The organism is Streptomyces sp. AP-93 (assembly GCF_022808175.1).
Taxonomy (GTDB): Bacteria; Actinomycetota; Actinomycetes; order Streptomycetales; family Streptomycetaceae; genus Streptomyces.
Genome location: NZ_JALGBX010000033.1, coordinates 21,490 through 40,696, shown reverse-complemented (window position 1 = coordinate 40,696; position 19,207 = coordinate 21,490). Strand labels below are relative to the sequence as shown.

15 protein-coding genes are annotated in these 19,207 nt (G+C 70.8%); 9 read left to right on the top strand and 6 right to left on the bottom strand.

Translation table 11 applies throughout. The annotated features are described in order from the left end of the window. Window positions 1-4 precede the first annotated feature (4 nt). Together MTF69_RS37615 and MTF69_RS37610 are read right to left on the bottom strand one after the other, a co-directional pair. Complete coding sequence (locus MTF69_RS37615) at window positions 5-298, bottom strand: phosphopantetheine-binding protein (protein WP_243341063.1); 294 nt, start codon at window positions 296-298, stop codon at window positions 5-7. 110 nt (window positions 299-408) lie between these two features. Then, on the bottom strand, window positions 409-2,382 hold the full coding sequence (locus MTF69_RS37610; protein ID WP_243341061.1) for a prolyl oligopeptidase family serine peptidase: 1,974 nt from the start codon (window positions 2,380-2,382) through the stop codon (window positions 409-411). A gap of 465 nt (window positions 2,383-2,847) precedes the next feature. Between MTF69_RS37610 and MTF69_RS37605 the strand changes: the two genes are divergently transcribed. From MTF69_RS37605 to MTF69_RS37575, 7 genes are read left to right on the top strand one after another with little or no spacing between them, the layout of a single operon-like run. Next, the gene (locus tag MTF69_RS37605) at window positions 2,848-4,704 is read left to right on the top strand and encodes a non-ribosomal peptide synthetase (protein WP_243341116.1); all 1,857 of its coding nucleotides are present in this window, start codon (window positions 2,848-2,850) and stop codon (window positions 4,702-4,704) included. Continuing rightward, complete coding sequence (locus MTF69_RS37600; protein WP_243341059.1) at window positions 4,701-5,441, top strand: thioesterase II family protein; 741 nt, start codon at window positions 4,701-4,703, stop codon at window positions 5,439-5,441. The genes MTF69_RS37605 and MTF69_RS37600 overlap by 4 nt, the downstream gene beginning before the upstream one ends. Next, window positions 5,438-6,769 carry an aspartate aminotransferase family protein gene (locus tag MTF69_RS37595; RefSeq protein WP_243341058.1) on the top strand — a complete coding sequence of 444 codons (1,332 nt, stop codon included), beginning with the start codon at window positions 5,438-5,440 and terminating at the stop codon, window positions 6,767-6,769. The genes MTF69_RS37600 and MTF69_RS37595 overlap by 4 nt, the downstream gene beginning before the upstream one ends. After that, window positions 6,766-8,121, top strand: coding sequence for a thymidine phosphorylase (locus MTF69_RS37590; RefSeq protein WP_243341056.1), 1,356 nt, complete (start codon window positions 6,766-6,768; stop codon window positions 8,119-8,121). The genes MTF69_RS37595 and MTF69_RS37590 overlap by 4 nt, the downstream gene beginning before the upstream one ends. Before the next feature lie 23 nt (window positions 8,122-8,144). Beyond that, the gene (locus MTF69_RS37585; RefSeq protein ID WP_243341055.1) at window positions 8,145-9,098 is read left to right on the top strand and encodes a TauD/TfdA family dioxygenase; all 954 of its coding nucleotides are present in this window, start codon (window positions 8,145-8,147) and stop codon (window positions 9,096-9,098) included. Beyond that, a complete protein-coding gene (locus MTF69_RS37580) occupies window positions 9,095-10,921 on the top strand; it encodes an alpha/beta hydrolase fold domain-containing protein (protein ID WP_243341052.1) in 1,827 nt (608 codons plus the stop codon). Before MTF69_RS37585 ends, MTF69_RS37580 begins: the two co-directional genes overlap by 4 nt. A 17-nt stretch (window positions 10,922-10,938) precedes the next feature. Beyond that, window positions 10,939-12,258, top strand: coding sequence for a condensation domain-containing protein (locus MTF69_RS37575; RefSeq protein ID WP_243341051.1), 1,320 nt, complete (start codon window positions 10,939-10,941; stop codon window positions 12,256-12,258). 69 nt (window positions 12,259-12,327) lie between these two features. On the opposite strand, the gene MTF69_RS37570 is transcribed toward MTF69_RS37575, so the two are convergent. Continuing rightward, window positions 12,328-14,370, bottom strand: a complete 2,043-nt coding sequence (locus MTF69_RS37570; RefSeq protein ID WP_243341049.1) for a translation factor GTPase family protein — start codon at window positions 14,368-14,370, stop codon at window positions 12,328-12,330. Between the two features lie 177 nt (window positions 14,371-14,547). Between MTF69_RS37570 and MTF69_RS37565 the strand changes: the two genes are divergently transcribed. Beyond that, window positions 14,548-15,543, top strand: coding sequence for a BadF/BadG/BcrA/BcrD ATPase family protein (locus MTF69_RS37565; protein ID WP_243341047.1), 996 nt, complete (start codon window positions 14,548-14,550; stop codon window positions 15,541-15,543). An 8-nt stretch (window positions 15,544-15,551) separates the two neighbouring features. On the opposite strand, the gene MTF69_RS37560 is transcribed toward MTF69_RS37565, so the two are convergent. Then, window positions 15,552-16,703, bottom strand: coding sequence for a glycosyltransferase family 2 protein (locus tag MTF69_RS37560; protein WP_243341045.1), 1,152 nt, complete (start codon window positions 16,701-16,703; stop codon window positions 15,552-15,554). Window positions 16,704-16,805: 102 nt separating this feature from the next. On the opposite strand from MTF69_RS37560, the gene MTF69_RS37555 reads away from it, so the two are divergent. Continuing rightward, window positions 16,806-17,558 (top strand): PIG-L deacetylase family protein, encoded by a 753-nt coding sequence (locus tag MTF69_RS37555; protein ID WP_243341043.1) that lies wholly within the window; start codon window positions 16,806-16,808, stop codon window positions 17,556-17,558. A 13-nt stretch (window positions 17,559-17,571) separates the two neighbouring features. Here MTF69_RS37555 and MTF69_RS37550 read toward each other — a convergent pair whose 3' ends face one another. Together MTF69_RS37550 and MTF69_RS37545 are read right to left on the bottom strand one after the other, a co-directional pair. Further along, the gene (locus tag MTF69_RS37550; RefSeq protein WP_243341040.1) at window positions 17,572-18,498 is read right to left on the bottom strand and encodes a TauD/TfdA family dioxygenase; all 927 of its coding nucleotides are present in this window, start codon (window positions 18,496-18,498) and stop codon (window positions 17,572-17,574) included. A gap of 38 nt (window positions 18,499-18,536) precedes the next feature. After that, on the bottom strand, window positions 18,537-19,199 hold the full coding sequence (locus MTF69_RS37545) for an HAD family hydrolase (RefSeq protein WP_243341039.1): 663 nt from the start codon (window positions 19,197-19,199) through the stop codon (window positions 18,537-18,539). Window positions 19,200-19,207: the final 8 nt, after the last annotated feature.

The window sequence follows — 19,207 nt, the reverse complement described above, 5'->3', positions numbered from 1 at the left end:
GGCGTCAGTTCCCCGTGGCGGCCGTGGAGTTGGCGCCGCGCAGCTCCGCGACGAAATCGACCAGCCGGTCGTTTTCGAGGAGCGTGAGGGGGTCGACGGTCAGGCCGGTCTCCTGCTCCGCACGGGCGCAGATCCGGATCGCCTGCATCGATCCGCCGCCGAGGTCGTAGAAGCTGTCCTCGCGCCCCACCTTGTCGATGTCGAGCACCGAGGCGATGATCTCCGCGACCTGCTTCTCCAGCGGGTCGGCGGGGGGCGTGTAGGGGGCGTCGGTCAGTTCTTCGCGGAGGTCGGGCATGGTCCTTTTCTCTTCTCGTCGTGCCGCTGCGGCGGAAGGCCGGGCGGCGGGCGTACTACCGTCCGGTCCCGGAGCGGAGCGCTCGTGGCTCGCCCCGGGCGGTACGGTGATCAGGCCGGGCTTCCGGCGGGCGCGGGGACAAAACCGAGCGCGTCCCCCAGGAAGTCCAGCGACAGTTCGAGGCATCGGGCCACCGTGTCGGCGCGGCGGAACCCGTGGCCCTCGCCCGCGAACGCGACGTACTGGTGGGGCACGCCGTGGCGTTCGAGCTCGGCCCGGAAGGCCTCGGCGAGCGGGGTGGGCACGATCGGGTCGTCGAGCCCCTGGAGCAGGAGGACGGGCGCGGTCACGCCGGCCACGTGGGCGAGCGGCGAGCGCTCCTCGTACAACTTGTCCGTCTCCGGGAGGGGGCCGATGAGGCCGTCGAGGTAGCGCGATTCGAAGTCGTGCGTGTGCTCGGCCATCAGCCGGGCGTCGGTGACTCCGCAGGAGGAGATGCCCGCCGCGAAGACGTCGGTCGTGGCGAGGGAGGCGAGGACGGTCCAGCCGCCCGCGCTGTGGCCCTGGACAGCCAGGCGCCTCGGGTCCGCCTCTCCGGCTTCGGCCAGACGGCGGGCCGCGAGCGCGGTGTCGGCCACGTCGACGACACCCCACATGTCCCGCAGTCTCTCGCGGTACTCACGGCCGTAGCCGGTGGAGCCGCCGTAGTTCACGTCGAGCACGCCGACGCCCCGGCTGGTCCAGAACGCGATGCTCGCGGTGCCCAGGACGGTGGACCGGGCCGTCGGACCGCCGTGCGCCATCACGACGTACGGGGGCTGCTCGTCGGCCGGGCCCTGGACCGTCGGGTGATGAGGCGCGTAGACGATGGCGTGGACCTCGCGGCCCTGCTCGTCGACGAACGTCCTCGGCTGGGCGGGGGAGAGGTACGCGGCGGACGGGAAGCCCTCGGTGAGCAGCCGCACCGGGGTGACCGCGCCGGTCTCCAGGTCCACCTGGCGCAGTCCCCGTGGCTCGCGGGCGCCGCCGCCGACGATCAGGGCGCGGCTGCCTTCGGCCTCGACGTCGACCAGGGTCACGGTCTCCAGACCGGGCAGGTCGAGGTCGCGGACGGTGCCTGTGGCGAGGTCGACGAGGCAGAGGGTGTCGACGCCCCGGGTGCGGACGGCGAGGAGGCGGTTGCCGGGAAGCACGCCGAACCAGCGGGGGCGGAGCTTCCAGAGGGGGCCGCCGACCTCGTGCTCGCCGGGGTGCAGGGCTTCGGGCCGGTCGGGGTGCGGGGCTTCGGGGCCGTCGGATCCGAGGGTGAGCCGGTAGAGGTTCCACCAGCCGGACCGGTCGCTGATCACGGCGAGCGATCCGCCGTCCAGCCATTCCGGCTGGAGAACCGATTCCGTCGTCGAGCCGAGGACGACGCGCGGAGCGCCGTACCCGCCGTGCTCGTCACGCTCGGATATCCGCAACTCCGTCCCGTCCCAGGGCATTTGCGGATGTTCCCAGGAGATCCACGCGAGACGGGAGCCATCGGGCGACTGACGCGGGAAGGCGACGAACCGGGAGCCGCCGGCCAGGTGCTCGACCTTTCCGGAGTCACCGCCGTCGCCGTCGACCGGTATGGACACGATGTCGCGGACCACGTCCTGCGCCGCGAGCGTCTCCCGCACGCAGATGACGTGAGATCCGTCATGGCTCGCGGACAGGTCGCCGAAACGCACCGAGAGCGCCGGGTCGACGGCCGGAGTGATCGGTTCCGGCGAGCCGCCCGGAGTGAGGCGGTAGAGCCGCTGGTCGTCGTACTGGACGAAGACCAGGGTCTCGCCGACCGCCGTCCACGCGCCGCCGCCGTATTCGTGCACCCGAGAACGGGCGTCCCACGGCGCGGCGAGCAGTTCCTGGGTGCTGCCGTCGGGCGACTGGCGGCAGACCGTCACCCGGCCGCCCTCGTCGGGGCGGCTCTCCGCCCACCACGGCCGGCCCAGGACGTACTGGGCGCCGTCGCCGAGCGAGGCCGAGGCGGCCGCGACGCCCCTCGGGGTGACCGGTGACGGCCACGATCCGTAGGGCAGCGCCTTGCCGATCTCCATGCTTCCCCCAAGTAGCATTTGGACCATAGTTGTTGTACGTAGGTGATCGGCAGATCCTTGGCGGGACTCATGTCAAACCTGCGACTTGGGCGCCGACTTGGACCGGTCGATTCGGCCGAAGGTTCCGGCCCGTTCAACTGGGCCTAAACCTCAACGTGTTCGCACTTTGAGAAGGTAGCCGACTTGCGTGAGGCTTTGAAGTATCGCATGGGGACGCGGCGTTGACACTGTCGCTGGCGGGCGGGAACCTGCAGCTTCAGGGCAGTCCTTGACCTCGAACAGTACGCTGATGCGCGTTCGTTCGTGTCCTCGCGGCGGCCGTGCATCCTTCTTCGGATTGCTGACGCTGCGTCAAAAGTTGTGTGTTCAAGCCGTTTTGACCGAACAGATTGCGGCTATGCCCTCTGGATCTTGCGCGCTACGATCTGGATTGGCAGTGTGGATCGTAACGGGGGTGTGACCACCATGGCCGACAGTAGGCTTCCCGAGGGCTGCGCCAGTGCAGACTCGGTTCTCGACACCTTGAGGGCGGTTGCCGTACGGAATCCGGCTTCTTTCGCCGTCGTGGGCGAATCGGGACAACTTACTTACGAGGAGCTGCTTGAGCGCTCCGGAGCGCTCGCAGCAGAACTAAGCGCCATAGGAGTGGGCCCCGGCGACCGTGTCGTCGTGGTGCAACCGCCGACGCTGTCGATGATTGTGTCGGTGGCCGCCGTGATGGCCGCCGGTGCGGCATACGTTCCGGTCGACGCCTCGCAGCCCGAGGAGCGCATCCGCGCGATCGTCGAGGATTCCGGGGCCGTGGCCGTCTTGTCCGATATGGGGGAGGCGCTGCCGTATTCGGCGAATTCCGGCGTGCCCGTCGTATCCGAATCCATGGCGGCGGCGAACCGGCGACAGCCGGAATGGAAGAGTCCCGAGCCCGACGGTGTGGCATACGTTGTCTATACCTCCGGCAGTACCGGTGAGCCCAAGGGCGTCCCGGTCGGCCACGGCCAGCTCGCTTACTCCACGGCAACCCGCCGATCGGTGTATCCGGACATCGACCGTTTCCTTCTGGTGTCGCCCCTCGCCTTCGATTCGTCGGTGGCGGGCATCTGGGGCACCCTGACCTCCGGTGGATGCCTGGTCGTCGCATCCGATCAGCAGCGTCGCGACCCGGCCGAACTGGCCGCGGTCATCGGCGAATTCGATGTCACGCATACGCTGATGATTCCCGCGATGTACCGCATGGTCATCGACTCCGCGGCCTGCGGGCTGGGGAATCTGACATCCCTGCGGTCGGTCACAGTGGCCGGCGAAGCGCTGGACGATTCGCTGATTCAGCGGCACTTCGAGGCCGTTCCCGGCGCCGAGTTGGTGAACGAATACGGCCCGAGCGAAGCCACGGTCTGGGCGACCTTCCGCCGGTACACGGAGCCCGCCCCCTCGACGATCGGACAGGCCGTCCCCGGTACCCGGTTGTACGTGCTCGACAAGCAGCAGAAGCCGGTTGCCGAAGGCGAGTCCGGAGAGTTGTGCGTCGCCGGTCCCGGAGTGACGCGCGGATACCTGAACCGCCCGGCCGCCACCGAAGCCGCCTTCCTCGCGGACCCGTGGGGCGAGCCGAATGAACGCCTTTACCGTACGGGCGACTTGGTGCGCCGGAACGAGAGCGGCGAGCTGGAGTTCCTCGGCCGCGTCGACCGTCAGGTGAAACTGCGCGGCCAGCGTTTGCAGCTCGAAGCCGTGGAACTGGTTCTGCACGCTGTCGACGGCGTCGCGGACGCCGCGGTCCTCACCGATGCCGAACGCACCACGCTCATCGCACATCTGCGGCTGGACGAGGGCGCCGACGAGGCGGCCGTGCGCAAGGCCGCCGCGGAGGTCTCGCCCGCCGAGTACCGGCCCGACCGCATTCACCTTCACGCGCACTTCCCCGTCACGACCAACGGAAAGGTCGACCTGGCGCTCCTGGAACGGAGCGTCCGGGAAACCGGGGCGAAGGAGAGCGAGAAGGCGAATGAGGAACGGCAGAATTGCGAGGACCTCACCGAGCGGGTCATCGCGGCCTGGCGCGAGGTCCTCGGCGTCGAGACCGTTCCGCCGGACGTCAATTTCTTCGATCTCGGCGGCAGTTCGCTGACCCTCATGAAGTTGCAGGGCGCGCTCGAACGACATACGGGACGACACGCAACCGTCGTGTCCCTTTTCCGGCACACGACGGCCACCGCGCAGGCAAAGGTCCTCCTAGAGGGCGGCAACACCGGAATGACTGACCGTGGTGACCGCGTCCGGCGGCAGGCGCGGCGCCGGGTACGGTCGGAGGGAGACCGCATATGACCGTCACACAGGACTGGCTCCGGTGCGTGACGCCCCGGCCGGAGGCCGCCGTCCGACTGATCTGTCTGCCGCACGCCGGCGGATCGGCGTCCTTCTACGCCGGCTGGGGCGCGCTGCTCCCGCAGGCCGAGGTGCACGCCGTGGCCTACCCCGGCAGGGCGCACCGCTTCGACGACCCGCTCGCCGAGGACCTGGTCGAGATGGCCCGCGAGATCGCCGACGCGATCGCCCCGCTGGCCGACAAGCCGCTGGCCCTGTTCGGCCACAGCTTGGGCGCCGCCGTCGCACTCGAGACGGCACGGGCCCTGGAAGCGGCCGGCATCCCCGTAGTGCACCTCTTCGCCTCCGGATCGCGCAACGGTCCGCTGCCCGGCCCGCTGCCGCCGCCGTCCGAGGACCCGGCGGAACTGGTCGAGCAGCTCATCCGGCTCGGCGGCACCGACCCTGAGCTCGCGAAGGACCCCGACTTCCAGGACCTCGTCCTGCCCTACACCCTGGGCGACGGCAAGCTGTTCCACGCGTACCGCATGAGCGAAGAACCACAGCTGTGCTGCCCCGTGACCTGCGTCGTCGGCGATGCCGACGACGACGCCGACATCCGTCCATGGGCGAAGATCGCCCCCGAGGGCTTCGTCGAGCACATCGTCGCGGGCGACCACTTCTACCTCTCCGAGTCACCCCCCGACGAGATCATCGCGGCCACCTTGGGCGGTCACGGCGAAGGACAGGACGCATGAGCCAGACCACCCAGCACACCGACGCCACCGAGAACGACGCGGCGCGCGTCCGCGACTCGAGGTACGTGTGGCACCCCTGGTCGCGCAACGAGGCCGAGCGCGACCGGCTGATGATCGTCCGGGGCCAGGGCTCGCGCGTCTGGGACGCCGCGGGACGCGAGTACATCGACGCCTCCTCCCTCAACTCCACGGTCGGCTACGGCAACGAGGACGTCATCGCCGCCGCGACGGAGCAGCTCCGCACCCTGCACGGCGTCGACATGTCGGCGACCAACCACCCGGTCGCCGGCCGTCTCGCCGAGGTCCTCGCCGGGCACATGCCCGAGGGTCTGTCGCGCACCCTGCTGCTCAACAGCGGCTCGGAGGGCATCGAGGCCGCCCTGATGATCGCCTCCTGCTACCGGCGGATCACCGGCGACCCCCGCAACCGCGTCATCACCTTCGCGCAGGGCTACCACGGCTCCACGGTCCTCACCCGGACGCTCAGCGGGCTCGTGCCGACCGGCCACCCGTTTCAGCAGCCGATCGAGGTCACCCGGGTCACGCTTCCGCTGCCCGCAGCGGAACTGCGCACCCCCGAGGCCGCCAAGGTGCTCGCGGCCGCCTTCGCCGAGGCCCTCGCCGACGGCGACGCCCCCCTCGCGGTGGTCATCGAGCCGTTCCTGAACGTCGGCGGAGGCATCGTGCTGCCGCCGGGCTTCCTCACCGAGCTCCGCGCGCTGTGCGACGACGCCGGCGCCCTGCTGATCTTCGACGAGATCTTCACCGGCTACGGCCGCACGGGGAAGATGTTCGCCTTCCAGCACGAGGGCGCCGCACCGGACATCCTCGTGTCGAGCAAGGGCCTGGGCGCCGGCTACGCCCCCATCTCCGCGGTGACGGCACGCCAGGACATCTACGCGGCCTTCGCCGACGACGAGATCATCGGCGGCCTGCGGTACGGCCACACCACCGCCGGCCACGCCACCGCCAGCGCGGTCGCGATCGCGACCCTCGGCGTCATGGAGCGCGAGGGCCTCGTGGAGAACGCCGAGCACCGGGGCCGTGAACTCCTCGAGCTGATCGAGCCGCTCCGTACCCTCCCCGGCGTCGTGGACACCCGTGGCCTCGGCCTCGTCGGCGTCGTCGAGATGGCCGACATGGCCACCGCGGCCGCCCTCGTCGTCAGCTGTCAGGAGAACGGGCTCATGGTGCGCCAGCAGGCCGCCTCCGTCCTCATCTGCCCGCCGCTGACCCTCACGAGCGCCGAGGTCGAGGAGATCGCCGAGCGGATCACCACCGCGACCCGCGCACTCGCGCCGGAGCAGTCCACGGAGCAGTCCATATGAGTGCGGGCATCGATCCCGAAGCCTCGCTCCACGTCCAGGCGGCGATCAGCGCCAAACGCGAGGGGCGGACACTGACCGAGGAATCGGTACGGCGCCTGGTGCACGACTTCGTCGACGGCCGGATCGCCGACCACCAGATGTCGGCCTGGCTGGCGACCGTCGCCTGCACGGGCATGGACCTCAGCGAGACGGCCGCCCTCGCCCTCGCCTACGTCGACACCGGCAAGCGGCTCCAGCTCGGAGACCCGGCCCGCCCGGTGGTCGACAAGCACAGCACGGGCGGGGTGGGCGACAAGGCCACCCTGATCGTCGCCCCCGTCGTCGCCGCCTGCGGCGTGCCCGTCGTCAAGCTCAGCGGACGCGGCCTCGGATACGCCGGGGGGACCGTCGACAAGCTGGAGTCCGTGCCTGGCCTGCGGCTCGCGCTGGACGCCGACGAGCTCCGCAGCGTCGCGGCCGAGGCCGGCATGGTGATCGCCGGACAGAGCGACGACCTGGCCCCGGGCGACGCCGCCACGTACTCCCTGCGCGACGTGACGGCGACGGTGGAGAGCATCCCGCTGATCGCCGCCAGCATCATCAGCAAGAAGCTGGCGGTCGGCGCCGACTGCGTCGTCCTCGACGTGAAGTACGGCGACGGCGCCCTCATCGCCGACTACGACGCGGCGGCCGAACTCGCCCGCACCATGGTCGCTCTCGGCGGACGCCTCGGCCTGCGGTGCGAAGCCATGCTGACCGACATGACCCAGCCCATGGGCCGGGCGGTCGGCAACGCTCTGGAGATCAAGGAAGCCCTCGCGGTCCTCGGCGGACAGCACGTCAGGGGAGTCTCCGAGACCTGCGCCCTGCTCTCCCGCGTCATGCTCCAGAGCGCCCTCCCGGAGCTGTCGGACGAGGCCGCCGACGAGCGGGTCGCCGAGGCGATCTCCTCCGGCGCCGCGCTCGAACAGTTCCTGCGCTGGGCGGAGCTCCAGGGCGCGGACCGAGCCTCCCTGGAAGACCCGGAGCTCCTCCCGGCCGCGCGTGACGTCACGGAGGTCCGTGCCGACCGCGACGGCTGGATCCACGAGGTCTCCGCGCGCCGCATCGGCGGGGCCGGGCTGCGCGTCGGCGCGGGCCGGATCTCGGCTGACGCCCCCCTCGACCACGGGGTGGGCATCCTCGTGAACCACCGCATCGGCGACCACGTGACGGCAGGCACCGTCCTGGCGGAGATCCACCACAACGGCGGCGACGTGCGTCAGGCCGTCGATGAGGTCACCCAGGCCTTCGTCATCCGTGATCAGCAATGCACACCACCCCTCGCGGTGCGGGACCGCATCCGGTCGAACGACGTGGCGGACGCTACGTGAACGAGCCGAGGGATGCCTTGACCATGCACGACACCGAGACCACGCACGACACCGAGATCTCGTACGGCTCCGGGACCGCGTACGGCTCCGAGGCGTTCACCGCTGAGCTGACGCGTGCCGCCGCGCACGTCACCCCGGCCTTCGCCGACCTCCCGGACCGGCCGCTGACCGTCCGGGGCGCCTCGGAACTCTCCGGCACCGCGGGCGACGAACTGGCCCGCCAGTACGACGCCCACGGCTTCGCGCTCGTCGAATTCACCGACGAGCGGGTCACCGAGGACACCCACCTGCTGGCCTGCAAGGCGCTCGGCCTCGGCGAGCCCTTCGTCCCGCAGCTGTACACCCTGGGCAACCGCGTCGCCCCGCCGGTCTCGGTCATCTCGGCCAGCGCGAACGCCGGTACCGAGGCGGGGAACCATCCGTCCTTCGGCCGCTCCGTGGGCCAGGAGCTGCACGTCGACGGCACGCTCCAGCCCATGGGGATGATCAAGGCCACCCTGATGTCCTGCCAGACACCGGCGGTCCAGGGCGGGGTCAACACCTTCTTCGACTCGGTCGGCGCCTACGCCGAGCTGCTGCGCACCGACCTCCCGGCGGCCCTCGCCCTGGCGAACCCCCGGGTGCTGGTGCGACGCGCCAACATCAACGGCAGCAACGAGGCGAAGACCGGCCCCGTGTACGCGGTGATCGAGGACCGGCTCGTCGGCCACTACTGCCTGACCGACACCGACTCCTTCCAGACGGTCGAAGACGTGTCCCCCGAGGACTTCGCGCGCGGCCTCGCGGCCCTCGCCGAGGCGGCCCGGCCGGGATCGCCGTACTTGCGCACGGTCACGCTGCGGGAGAACCAGGCCGTCATCTTCGACAACACCCGCCTCTCCCACGGGCGTACGGCCTACGAGGACTCCTCCGGCAACCGTCGCTGCCTGTTCCGCACGCTGCACGTCCGCCACCCGCAGACGGAGTCGGCGTCATGACGGCCGCCGAGAACCTCAGGGTCCCGCCCGTCGACCACGAACTGGACGGGCCGCTGCGGGACATCCTGAGCCGACGCCCGTCGTCCATCACCCCCGACCGCATCCTGACCGACCGCAAGCACATCGACGAGGCGCGGCTGACCGACGCGGAGATCACCCGGGACGGCGCCTTCACGCTCACGACGGAGAAGCTCCTCGGACGCGACCCATCGGGCGCGGTCTCGGTACTCATCGCGCGGCCGACGGGCGCGACCGGGCCGGTGCCCGTCGCGTACGCCATCCACGGCGGCGGGATGTTCGCCGGGCACAACCGGAGCGCCGAGCTCAGCCGCGATCTCGACCAGGCTCAGGAACTGGGCATCGCGGTGGTGAGCATCGACTACCGGCTCGCCCCCGAGCACCCCGACCCGACGCCCGTCGACGACTGCTACGCGGGCCTGGTCTGGACGATCGCGAATGCGGATCGGTTCGGGTTCGACCCGGAGCGCGTCTTCGTCACCGGCGCCAGCGCCGGAGGCGCCCTGGCCGCCGGCGTCGCGCTGAAGGCACGGGACACCGGCGAGGTGTCGGTCATGGGACAGCTCCTGCTCTGCCCCATGACCGACGACCGGGTCGACTCCCGCTCCTCCCGCCAGATGGACGGACACGGCATCTGGGACTCGACGTCGAGCGTCACGGGCTGGACCGCCCTCCTTGGCGACCGCAGGGGCGGACCCGACGTCTCGCCCTACGCGGCCCCGGCCCGCGCCGCGTCCCTGGCCGGGCTGCCGCCCGCGTACGTGGAGGCCGGCGCCTTCGAGGCACTGCGCGACGAGACCATCGCGTACGCGGCACGCCTCAGCGCCGAGGGCGTCGACGCCGAACTGCACGTCTGGGGCGGGGCGTTCCACAGCTTCGACGAGTGGGTGCCCGACGCGACGGTCTCCCACACGGCCCGGCGCGCACGGGCCGACTGGCTGCGGCGGCTGTTCGCGGCCGCGGACCGTACGGACCACATGAACGACACGAATCACGTGAACGAGTTGAACGACAGAAATGTGAGTGCGATGACTGACGCCGAGAACAACAACCGCCCCGTCCTCAAGGGCTTCTGGGAGATGACCGACGGGTCGGGCAGCAGCGTCGCCGACTCCTCCGGCAACGGCCTGACCCTCACGACGGCCGGCGAGCCGAACTGGGTGAGCGGCCCGGAGGGCACCGCGGGTGCCCTCTCCTTCAGCGCCTCGATGAGCTTCGCCAGCGAGAGCGGCGCCGTGGTCACCGACCAGAGCTTCAGCGTGGCCGCCTGGCTCCGCCTGGACAGCGCCCTCGTCGGTGCCGAGCTGCGCTTCCCGAAGGACTGGTACGCCTGGACCGCCGTCGCGCAGAGCGGCTCGTACCACAGCCCGTTCTACCTCGGTGTGCGGAACATCGAGTACGGCGGTGAGGGCACCGGCGACTTCCACATGCACTGGAACTTCACCGCCTCCCCGATCGACGGCTCGGACGACGGCCCGGTGGACTGGGTGCACGCGTACTCCTCCAAGGAGCTCACGCCGGCCGAGGTCGACCAGTGGGTGTTCGTCGTCGGCGTGTACGACTTGGAGGCCGGCGTCGCGCGCATCCATGTGCCGACGCACGCCGACCGCGGCGAGGAGAAGCTCCCGGAGGGCTGGCCGACGTGGAACGGCGACCTGAGCGTCCAGCTCGGCCACGCCTGGTTCCGTGACGAGTACGTCGACCAGTGGCCCGGCTCGGTCGGCCCGGTCCGCATCTACTCCGGCGTCCTGACCGAGGCCGACGCGACCAGCCTGTACGAGCGCGGCCAACTCGCGGGCGAGTAGTAGCGGAGACGTACGAAGTGAGCAACGACGCAGGCCGTCGCCTGGCGCTTTCGCGCGGGGCGACGGCCTCCGGCCGTGAGGGGCCGCTGTCCTGGCAGCAGGAGGGCCGGCTGCGCCGGGCCGTCCTGCGCGGCGGCGAACGGCCGCTGAACCTCGTCACGGCCCTGCCGCTGGGCGAGGACCTGACCGACGAGGAGATCCGCCGCCGTCTTGAACTGATCACGGCACGGCAGGACGCCATGCGGATCGTCGACCTGTCGCTCGACGAGGGACGGCTCTTCTACGCGGACGACATCGAACTGCCGCTGACGTCGGCCGGCCTGGCCTCGCCCGAGGAGCTGAACGCCTTCGTCCGCCAGGGCGAGCGCACGCCCTTCGACGGCTCGGGCGTACCGCTGTGGAACGCCACGCTGGTCACCCTCCCGGACGGCTCGGACGGCCCGGCCAGGTACCTGGTGGCCGGCATGGACCACCTGATCACCGACGGCCTGAGCCAGCAGGCGTTCACCGATCTGCTGCTCGCGCCGATGCCCGGCGCCGAGGTGCCGTCCGGCTCGCACCACGACTGGGTGCGCTGGCAGCGCGAGACCTTCCCGGACCCCGCCGAGGGGATCGGGCCGTCCCACGAGTTCTGGGCCGCCCGGCTGAAGGACACCACGCCCGACCAGGCCCTCAAGGTGCCCTTCTGCATCGCCCCGGACGGGGAGCCGAGCGGCAGGGTGTGGAGCCTGCGGCGGCCGGCGCCGGTCCCGGCATCCCGGCTGAAGCGGGCGGCGGCCAAGCTCCGTACGACGCCGTTCGTGCTCGTCCTCGGCGCGGTGGTCTCCACGGCCGTCGCGATGGGCGCCGAGCCGGACGTCACCTTCCGGGTCAACATGACCGGTCGCCCGATGGCGCACCTGGACACGCTGGGCTGCTTCTCCGACAACATGCCGGTGCGGCTGAGCGGCCAGGACCTGAGCGACCCGCTGACCGCCGTGCGGCACGCGCGGGAGACCTGGATGAGTCTGGTGCCCCACCAGACGACCCCGTGGGACTACCTCCTCAAAGCCTTCGGCGGGCCGGGCGACGACACGCTCACCCGGCGTCCGGCGCAGTGGCTGGTGAACTACATGCCGTGGGAGCAGCCCTCACACGGGCTGCCGCCCGTGGAGACCTCCGGCGAGTACGAGTCGTTCATGGGGACGTTCCAGGTCGTCGCCATGATGTACGACGACGACACGTGCCGTCTGGAGTGCGAGTTCGATCCCACGCGGTTCGACGTGGCCGCGGGCGAGGAGTTCCTGTCCCGGCTGTGCGCGACGCTCGCGGACCTCTGCGAGCAGCTGACCGGCTGAGCAGCCGGGCAACGAGAGGGGGCTCCCCGCCGTCATGGCGGGGAGCCCCCTCTCCTTCTGTTCTCCGGATCAGCGCGGCATCGCCTGGAACCACAGCGCTCGCTCGCGGGGGTCGGTCCCGGCGCGCTGCCGCGTCGGCACCTCGTCCCCCTGGAACGCCGAGTAGTGGTCCGGGCGGCTGGTCAGCACGCCCTCGCCTCCGGTGATGTTGGGCAGGGTGGCGGCGAGTTCCGCGATGCGCGCCGAAGGGATGAAGCCGACCAGGCGGGTGTAACCGAGGGAGTCCGTGACGGACTCCGTGGTCGCGCCGAGCCGCCCGAGCGTCTTCATGAGCATCCGCAGTGTCGGCTCGGGCGTCTCCAGCTCGAAGCACTCGATCGGCTGGCAGACCCGCGTCCTGGCCTTCTCGAGGCAGGCCATGACGACGACGGGCGCCAGGTTGCGGAAGTCGGCACCGACCGTGGACATCGCCTTGTTGAAGCTCTGGTGTGCGTGGCTCTGGCGCGGGCAGTATCCGGAGGCCGTCATGGTCACCTTGCAGTCCGTGACGGACCAGCCGTGCAGGCCCTGTTCGAGGGCCCACCGCACGCCCTCCTCGCAGGCGCTGATGAAGGCCGCGGGCATGTTTCCCCGCTCGATGCCCGGGTGGAAGGTGATCCCGCTGCCGGTCTCGCCGGCCTCCAGCCGCAGGCCGAGCGTGGCGAGGTAGGGGTTCCCGTTCTTGTCCATTTCCTCGACGGCGGTCGCCGAGCCGAGCACGCGCTCGATGCAGATCACCGAGGTGTCGCGGAAGACTGTGCGGACGCCGAAACGCTCCTCCAGGACGGCGACGACGACCTCCTTCTGCACCTCGCCGTGGATGCGGATGCGCGCGCTGCCGTCGAGCTCGTCGAGCCTCGGCTCGATGAGCGGGTCCTCGTCGCCGAGGACGCTGAGCGCGGTGAACAGCCCGCCGCGCTGGGTGGGGTCGACGGGCTCCAGCGCCGCGACCATCGTCGCCGGGGGGAACTTCGGGGGGAGCCTCGGCGGTGGGGTGCCGATGACGTGCCCGATGCGCGCCGTCGACAGACCGCGTACCGCGACGATGTCGCCGCTGAACGCCCGCCGCGCGACGGCGAGTCCGCCCGGACCGGGGATACAGAGCTCGGTGACGCGCTCGGCCTTGGTCGCCGACACCGGGATCGTGTCGCGGATCGCCAGTTCGCCGCCCCACAGGCGCATCCAGACCCGCCTGCCGCGCGCGTCGTGGTCGACGGAGAAGACGGTGGCCGACCGGGCGGTGCCGGGCCTGCCCGTGGACTCGTCGGCGTACCCCTCCTCGGCCCCTTCCGCCGTCCGCGCCACGGCCCCCTCCGCGGACCCGCTCACGTGCTCCTGCGAGGGCTTCAGGAGCGAGGTGATCGCATCCTGGAGGTCCTCGATCCCCGCGCCGGTGAAGGCCGAGCCGCAGAGCACCGGGAACAGCGTCCCGGCCGGGACCGCGCGCCGAATCGCCGCGCGGATCTGCTCCGGTGCGATCTCCTCGCCCTCCAGCCACGCCTCCATCACCGTGTCGTCCACGTCGGCGACCGTCTCCACCAGGGACGCGTCGTCGAGGGGCAGCGCCTCGGCGCGGGCCTCCGCACCGCCCTGGCCGGTCGCCCGGCTCAGCGGCAGGGCGGCAGGGGAGAGGCGGCGGCGGATCTGCTCGACGACCCGGTCCGCGTCGGCGCCACCACGGTCGATCTTGTTGATGAACAGCACGGTGGGCACGTTCATGCGGCGCAGCGCCCGCCAGAGGATGACGGTCTGCGGCTGCACGCCCTCGACGCAGGACAGCACGAGCACCGCCGCGTCCAGCACGTGCAGGGACCGCTCCACCTCGGCGATGAAGTCCGGGTGCCCCGGCGTGTCCAGGATGTTGACGGGCACGTCACCGATCCGGAGCGAGGTCACCGCGGCACGGATGGTGATGCCCCGGCGGCGTTCCAGATCCATGGAGTCGGTACGGGTGGTGCCGTCGTCCACGCTGCCGATGTGGTCGACCACTCCCGCCTCGAACAGGAGACGTTCGGTGAGACTTGTCTTCCCGGCGTCAACGTGCGCCAGGATTCCAAGATTGATCGGGGGCATAAAGCTCCATCGATGGATGTGAACTGGCAGTCACATGTCTTCAGGACAAGGATAGTTGCTCGCTGACGGGCTTCCGGCTTCCGTAGTGTGTGGGTGGTTCCGGATTCTCTCTTCTTCCTCTTCCCGTGTCCGCCGGAACCGCCATCGATCTCCCGCGACTCCCACGAGGATGGTTCCGTGCCCCAACCGCTGCAGCACCCCGCCGAATTCAGCAAGGTAATCGGCATAGACGCGGGGGGAACGAAGACGGACGTGGCTCTCGTCGACGCGCGGGGGACCGTCCTGGCGACCGCCCGCGGCGCCGGCATGCGGGAGGACGAGCCGAGGTCCGTGTGGCTCGATCGCCTGGAGGACCTCGTCGTCCGGGTCGGCGGCACTGACGAGCGTACCGTCGTCAGTGCCTGTATGGCGCATCTTGATCTCCCCGAGGAGGAGGACGAGTTCGCCGCCCTGCTGCGGACGAAGCCCTGGGCGGGCGACGTGCTGGTGCGGAACGACACCCTGGCGGTGCTGCGCGCCGGCGTGCCGGGCGAGGGGGTCGCGGTGGTCTGCGGCACCGGCATCAACTGCGTCGGTGTCGGGGCGGACGGACGGCAGGCCCGGTTCCTCGCGTTCGGGGACCGGTCCGGTGACTGGGGCGGCGGCAACGACCTGGGCATGGCCGCCCTGTGGCACGCGATGCGGGCCGAGGACGGCAGGGGCGAGCCGACGGAGCTGGTCCGGGCCCTGCTCGACCATCTCGGCCTCGGCTCGATGCGGGAGGTGGCCCTCCGGCTGCGCGACGACCGGCTCACCTCCCTCGACGTGCGCCACTGCACGCCCGTCCTGCTCGACGTCGCCACGAAGGGCGATCCGGTGGCGACGGAACTCGTCCGCAGGCAGGGCGAGGAGGTCTGCTCCATGACCCGGGTGGCCATGGAGCGACTCGGCGTCACGGAGCGGGGGACGACGGTGGTCCTCGGCGGGAGCGTGCTGGCCGCGCGCAACCCCGTCCTGCTGTCGGTGATCGAGGAGGGCGTCGCGGCGTTCTCGCCCTCCTCGACGGTCGTCGTGACCGACACCGACCCCCTGACGGGCGCCGTCCTGCTCGGACTCGACCGGCTGGGTGCCGGTCCCGAGCCGGAGCAGGCGGTACGGCGGGCCGTCGCCCGGGGCGCGGTGCCACGCCACTGATCGGGCCATCACGCCGCTGATCGGGCCCTCACGTTCCCCGAGCGCGTCACCCGCTCCGCCTCCGTGACCACACCCGACCGGTACGGCTCCGGCAGCCGCTGGAGGGATTCCTCCAGCCACACGGTCGCGAACTCCTCCGTGCGGAAGGGCGTCGAAAGCCCGGTCAGCGGGAGGACGGTGACGTTCTCGGGGGCGTCGAAGCCCGTGGTGTACCCGTCGTCCAGCGGCTTGCCGGCCCGGTCGAGCGGGACGCCGAAGCGGGCCGACCGCTCGCCCTTGACCGCGCCCACGGCCACGCCGAGCGTCGCGGCGCCACCGGCGGTGGCCAGCGCGTCCAGGTACTCCGGCCATGCCGAGTTGGCGCGCGTGTCACCGATGAACCGGCACAACTCCACATCCCGGAGCGGCCACTTGGCGAGGAAGCGTTCGTAGTTCCGCTCCTCCGTCCGCTGGTTGGCCAGTGCGTCCCGGGTGTGCGGCAGGTGGAGCGCGTACACCTGGGGGGACAGGGTGATGGGCAGACCGCTGGCGCAGACCCTGAAGCCCCACTCCAGGTCGTCCACGCCCCAGCCGCGGAAGGTCTCGTCGAAGTACAGGTTCCGGGCGACGACGGCCGCCCTCGGGACGGCGATGAGACCGGTCCAGGCGAAGGCCCACGGGATGTTGTGGGGGACCTGGAAGCGCGGGTCGGCCGGCCAGCCGGGCGCCGAGGCGAGCTCTTCGAGGGCGGCGAGATGGTCGCCGTACGACCGCAGTTCGACGGTCTCGACCTGGCCGTCCTCGTTGTTCGCGTAGCCGACGACCTGCCCGATCACGCAGATCTGCTGCCCGAAGGCGAAGTGCCGGTCGAACAGGTCGCGCAGCGCCGACGGCGGGAGCAGGGTATCGGCGTCCATCTGGACGACGACCTCTCCGGTCGCGCTGCGCATGGCGAGGTTGCGCGCCAGCGGAATGTGGAATTCCCGCGACGAGTTCACCGTGATGATGTCCAGACGGCCGTCGAACTCGGCGCACAGTTCCGTCAGATCGGTGCTGTATTCCATTGCGCCGATGACGACCTCGAACTCGGAGGAGTCCATCGTCTGGTGTGCCAGAGCTTCGAGCGCGATACGGAGATTGTCCAGTCGCGCCTTATAGGGTATGCATACGCTGAGTTTCATCAATTCTCTCTCGTCTAGCCGCTGTTGTGTGTGGAGCGGTGAGTAGAATCAGCTGTCCAAAGCCGATGACCGAATCCGGAGTCAATGATGAGTGCCCCGAGCATGGATCTCAGCCGCTATCGAACGGTCGTGGTGTCGCCGCATTTCGACGATGCCGCCCTGTCGCTGGGCGGGGTTCTTCAGGCCGCGCCCGGACCGGTCGCCGTCGTGACGGTGCACGGTGGTCGGCCGCCGGCCGGGGTGGAGGTGTCGGAGTGGGACTACGACTGCGGATTCCCGGCGGCCGAGGACGCCTACGACACGCGGGTACGGGAGGACGCCCTCGCCTGTAAGGCGCTCGGCGCCGACCAGATCCTCCTGGCGAACCCGGACGGCCCCTACCGGGAGAAGGCCGAGCCGCTCGTCGGCCTGGACGAGCTGGTCCGCCAGGTCGCCGCGACGGCCGACCTCTACCTGCCCGCGGGGATCAACCAGCCGGACCACGCCCGCGTCCGTGACCAGGCGATAGCCGCGCTCGGGACGGACGGCGGCATCCGCCCGTACTTCTACGCCGACCTGCCGTACACCGCGGCCCTGCCCGGTTACGCCGACGAGGGAGGCGCGTACCTCACCTCGCCGGAGGCGTGGCCGTCCGAGGTGACGGAGCTCGGGCAGCGGTACGGGCACGGGCTCGACCTCCCGCGCGGCGTCCCGGTCACCGGGAAGCTGTGGGAGGCCAAGCGTCGTGCCGTGCTGTGTCACGCCTCGCAGCTGTCGCTGGTGGCGTGCATGGACGAGGTGGCCGTTCCCCGGCCCCTGCTCGGGGTCGACGGCCTCCTCGCCCTGGAGGTCGTCTGGCGTCCCTCGGCGGGCTGACCTCCAGGAGGCATCAGGCATCGGCGGCCGGGTCGAGGGGCAAGGAGAGCGCGAACCCCTTCCGGCCGTCGAGCCCGACGGGAGCCTCGCCCTGCACCGTCACCCGGATGCCGCTGCGGTGCTGCGTGCCGTAGTCCAGGACGGCGTAGTGCATGGTCGCCTGGTTGTCCCAGATGGCCACGTCGCCGGCCTGCCACTTCCAGCGGACGGTGAACTCCGGCTGGGTGGCGTAGTCCTCCAGGACGCCGATGACGTCGCGGCCCGCACGCGGGCGGTGACCGGCGACGGACCGCGCGAAACCGCCGAGCAGCAGGCTCGGCTCGCCCGTCTCGGGGTGGACCCGCACGGCCGGGTGGTTCGCCTCGATGGTGTGGCTGATGTACTCGGCGCGGGCCCTCGGGTTGTGCGCGTACGTGGCCTCGGTGTAGTCCGAGTTGTTGGAGTGCACCACGCGCATGTCGTTCGCCAGCGCCCTGAGCTCCGGCGGCAGCGCCTCGTAGGCGGCGGCCGTGTTGGCCCAGATCGTGTCGCCGCCGACCGGCGGGCAGACGATGTTGTGCAGGAACGCGAAGGCCGGCGGCGCCTCGATGAAGGTGAGGTCGGTGTGCCAGTAGTTCGCCCGGGTGCCGTCACCCCGGGAGTCCATCACGCGCACGTGCGGCTGGTCGGCAGGCGCCTGGTAGATGGGGTGCCCGGGAGTGAGCGGGCCGAATTGACCGGCGAAGGCGCTGAGGCTCTCGTAATCGAGGCTCTGGCCCCGCATGAAGATCACCTTGTGGGCGAGCAGTGCCGAGCGCACGGTCGCCACGGCCTCTTCGGAAAGCGGCGCGGAGGCGTCCACGCCCTCCAGCTCGGCGCCGATGTATCCGGTCAGCCGGCGGACCACGATCGGCCCGACACGGGTTTCCGCTTCGGTGAACTCACTGTCCAACAATGACACGGCTGTCGAACTCCATCGGTTGTCGGTCGGATGAGGGGTCAGTTGCTCAGGGAATGCGCGTCGAGGCGCAGAAGAAGGGGAAAGGCCTCCGCGATCACCGGCACGGTGATGTCCGGCGTCGGACCTCCGGCGCGCGGGGCGCGGCCCCCGGAGACCCACAGGGTGCGCATGCCGACGGCGGCGCCTCCGGCGATGTCGGCGCTCAGCGAGTCGCCGACCATCCACGCCCCCTCCAGCTCGGCCCCGGTGCGCTCGGCGACGAGGTGGAACACGCTGGGGTCGGGCTTGCGGGCGGTCTCCTCGTCGGTGAAGCAGTGCGCGTCGAAGAGGCCCTCGAAGCCGGTGCTCATCTTGATGCGCTGCGCGGGCTCCGAGCCGTTCGTCAGCAGCGCGAGGCGCCAGCCCGCCGCGCGCAGCGCGCGCAGGCCCTCGATGGCCCCCTCGTACGGACGGCAGAGCGCCGGCAGGCGGTCGGCGAAGGCGCGGGTGAGCTCCTCGGGCGACTCCGGGAAGCCGAAGCGGTCGGCTATCGCCTTCCAGGACTCCTCGGGGGTGCCGGGCTTCTCCTGCTCGGCACGAAGGAACTCCAGTCCCTCCGGCCCGAGTCCGCGCTCCTCGGCGAGGGCGACGAAGGTGGCGTCGATGGAGCCCGCGTAGTCCACCAGTGTGTCGTCGAGATCGAATACCGCGAAGGGTGTCATGAGCGGCC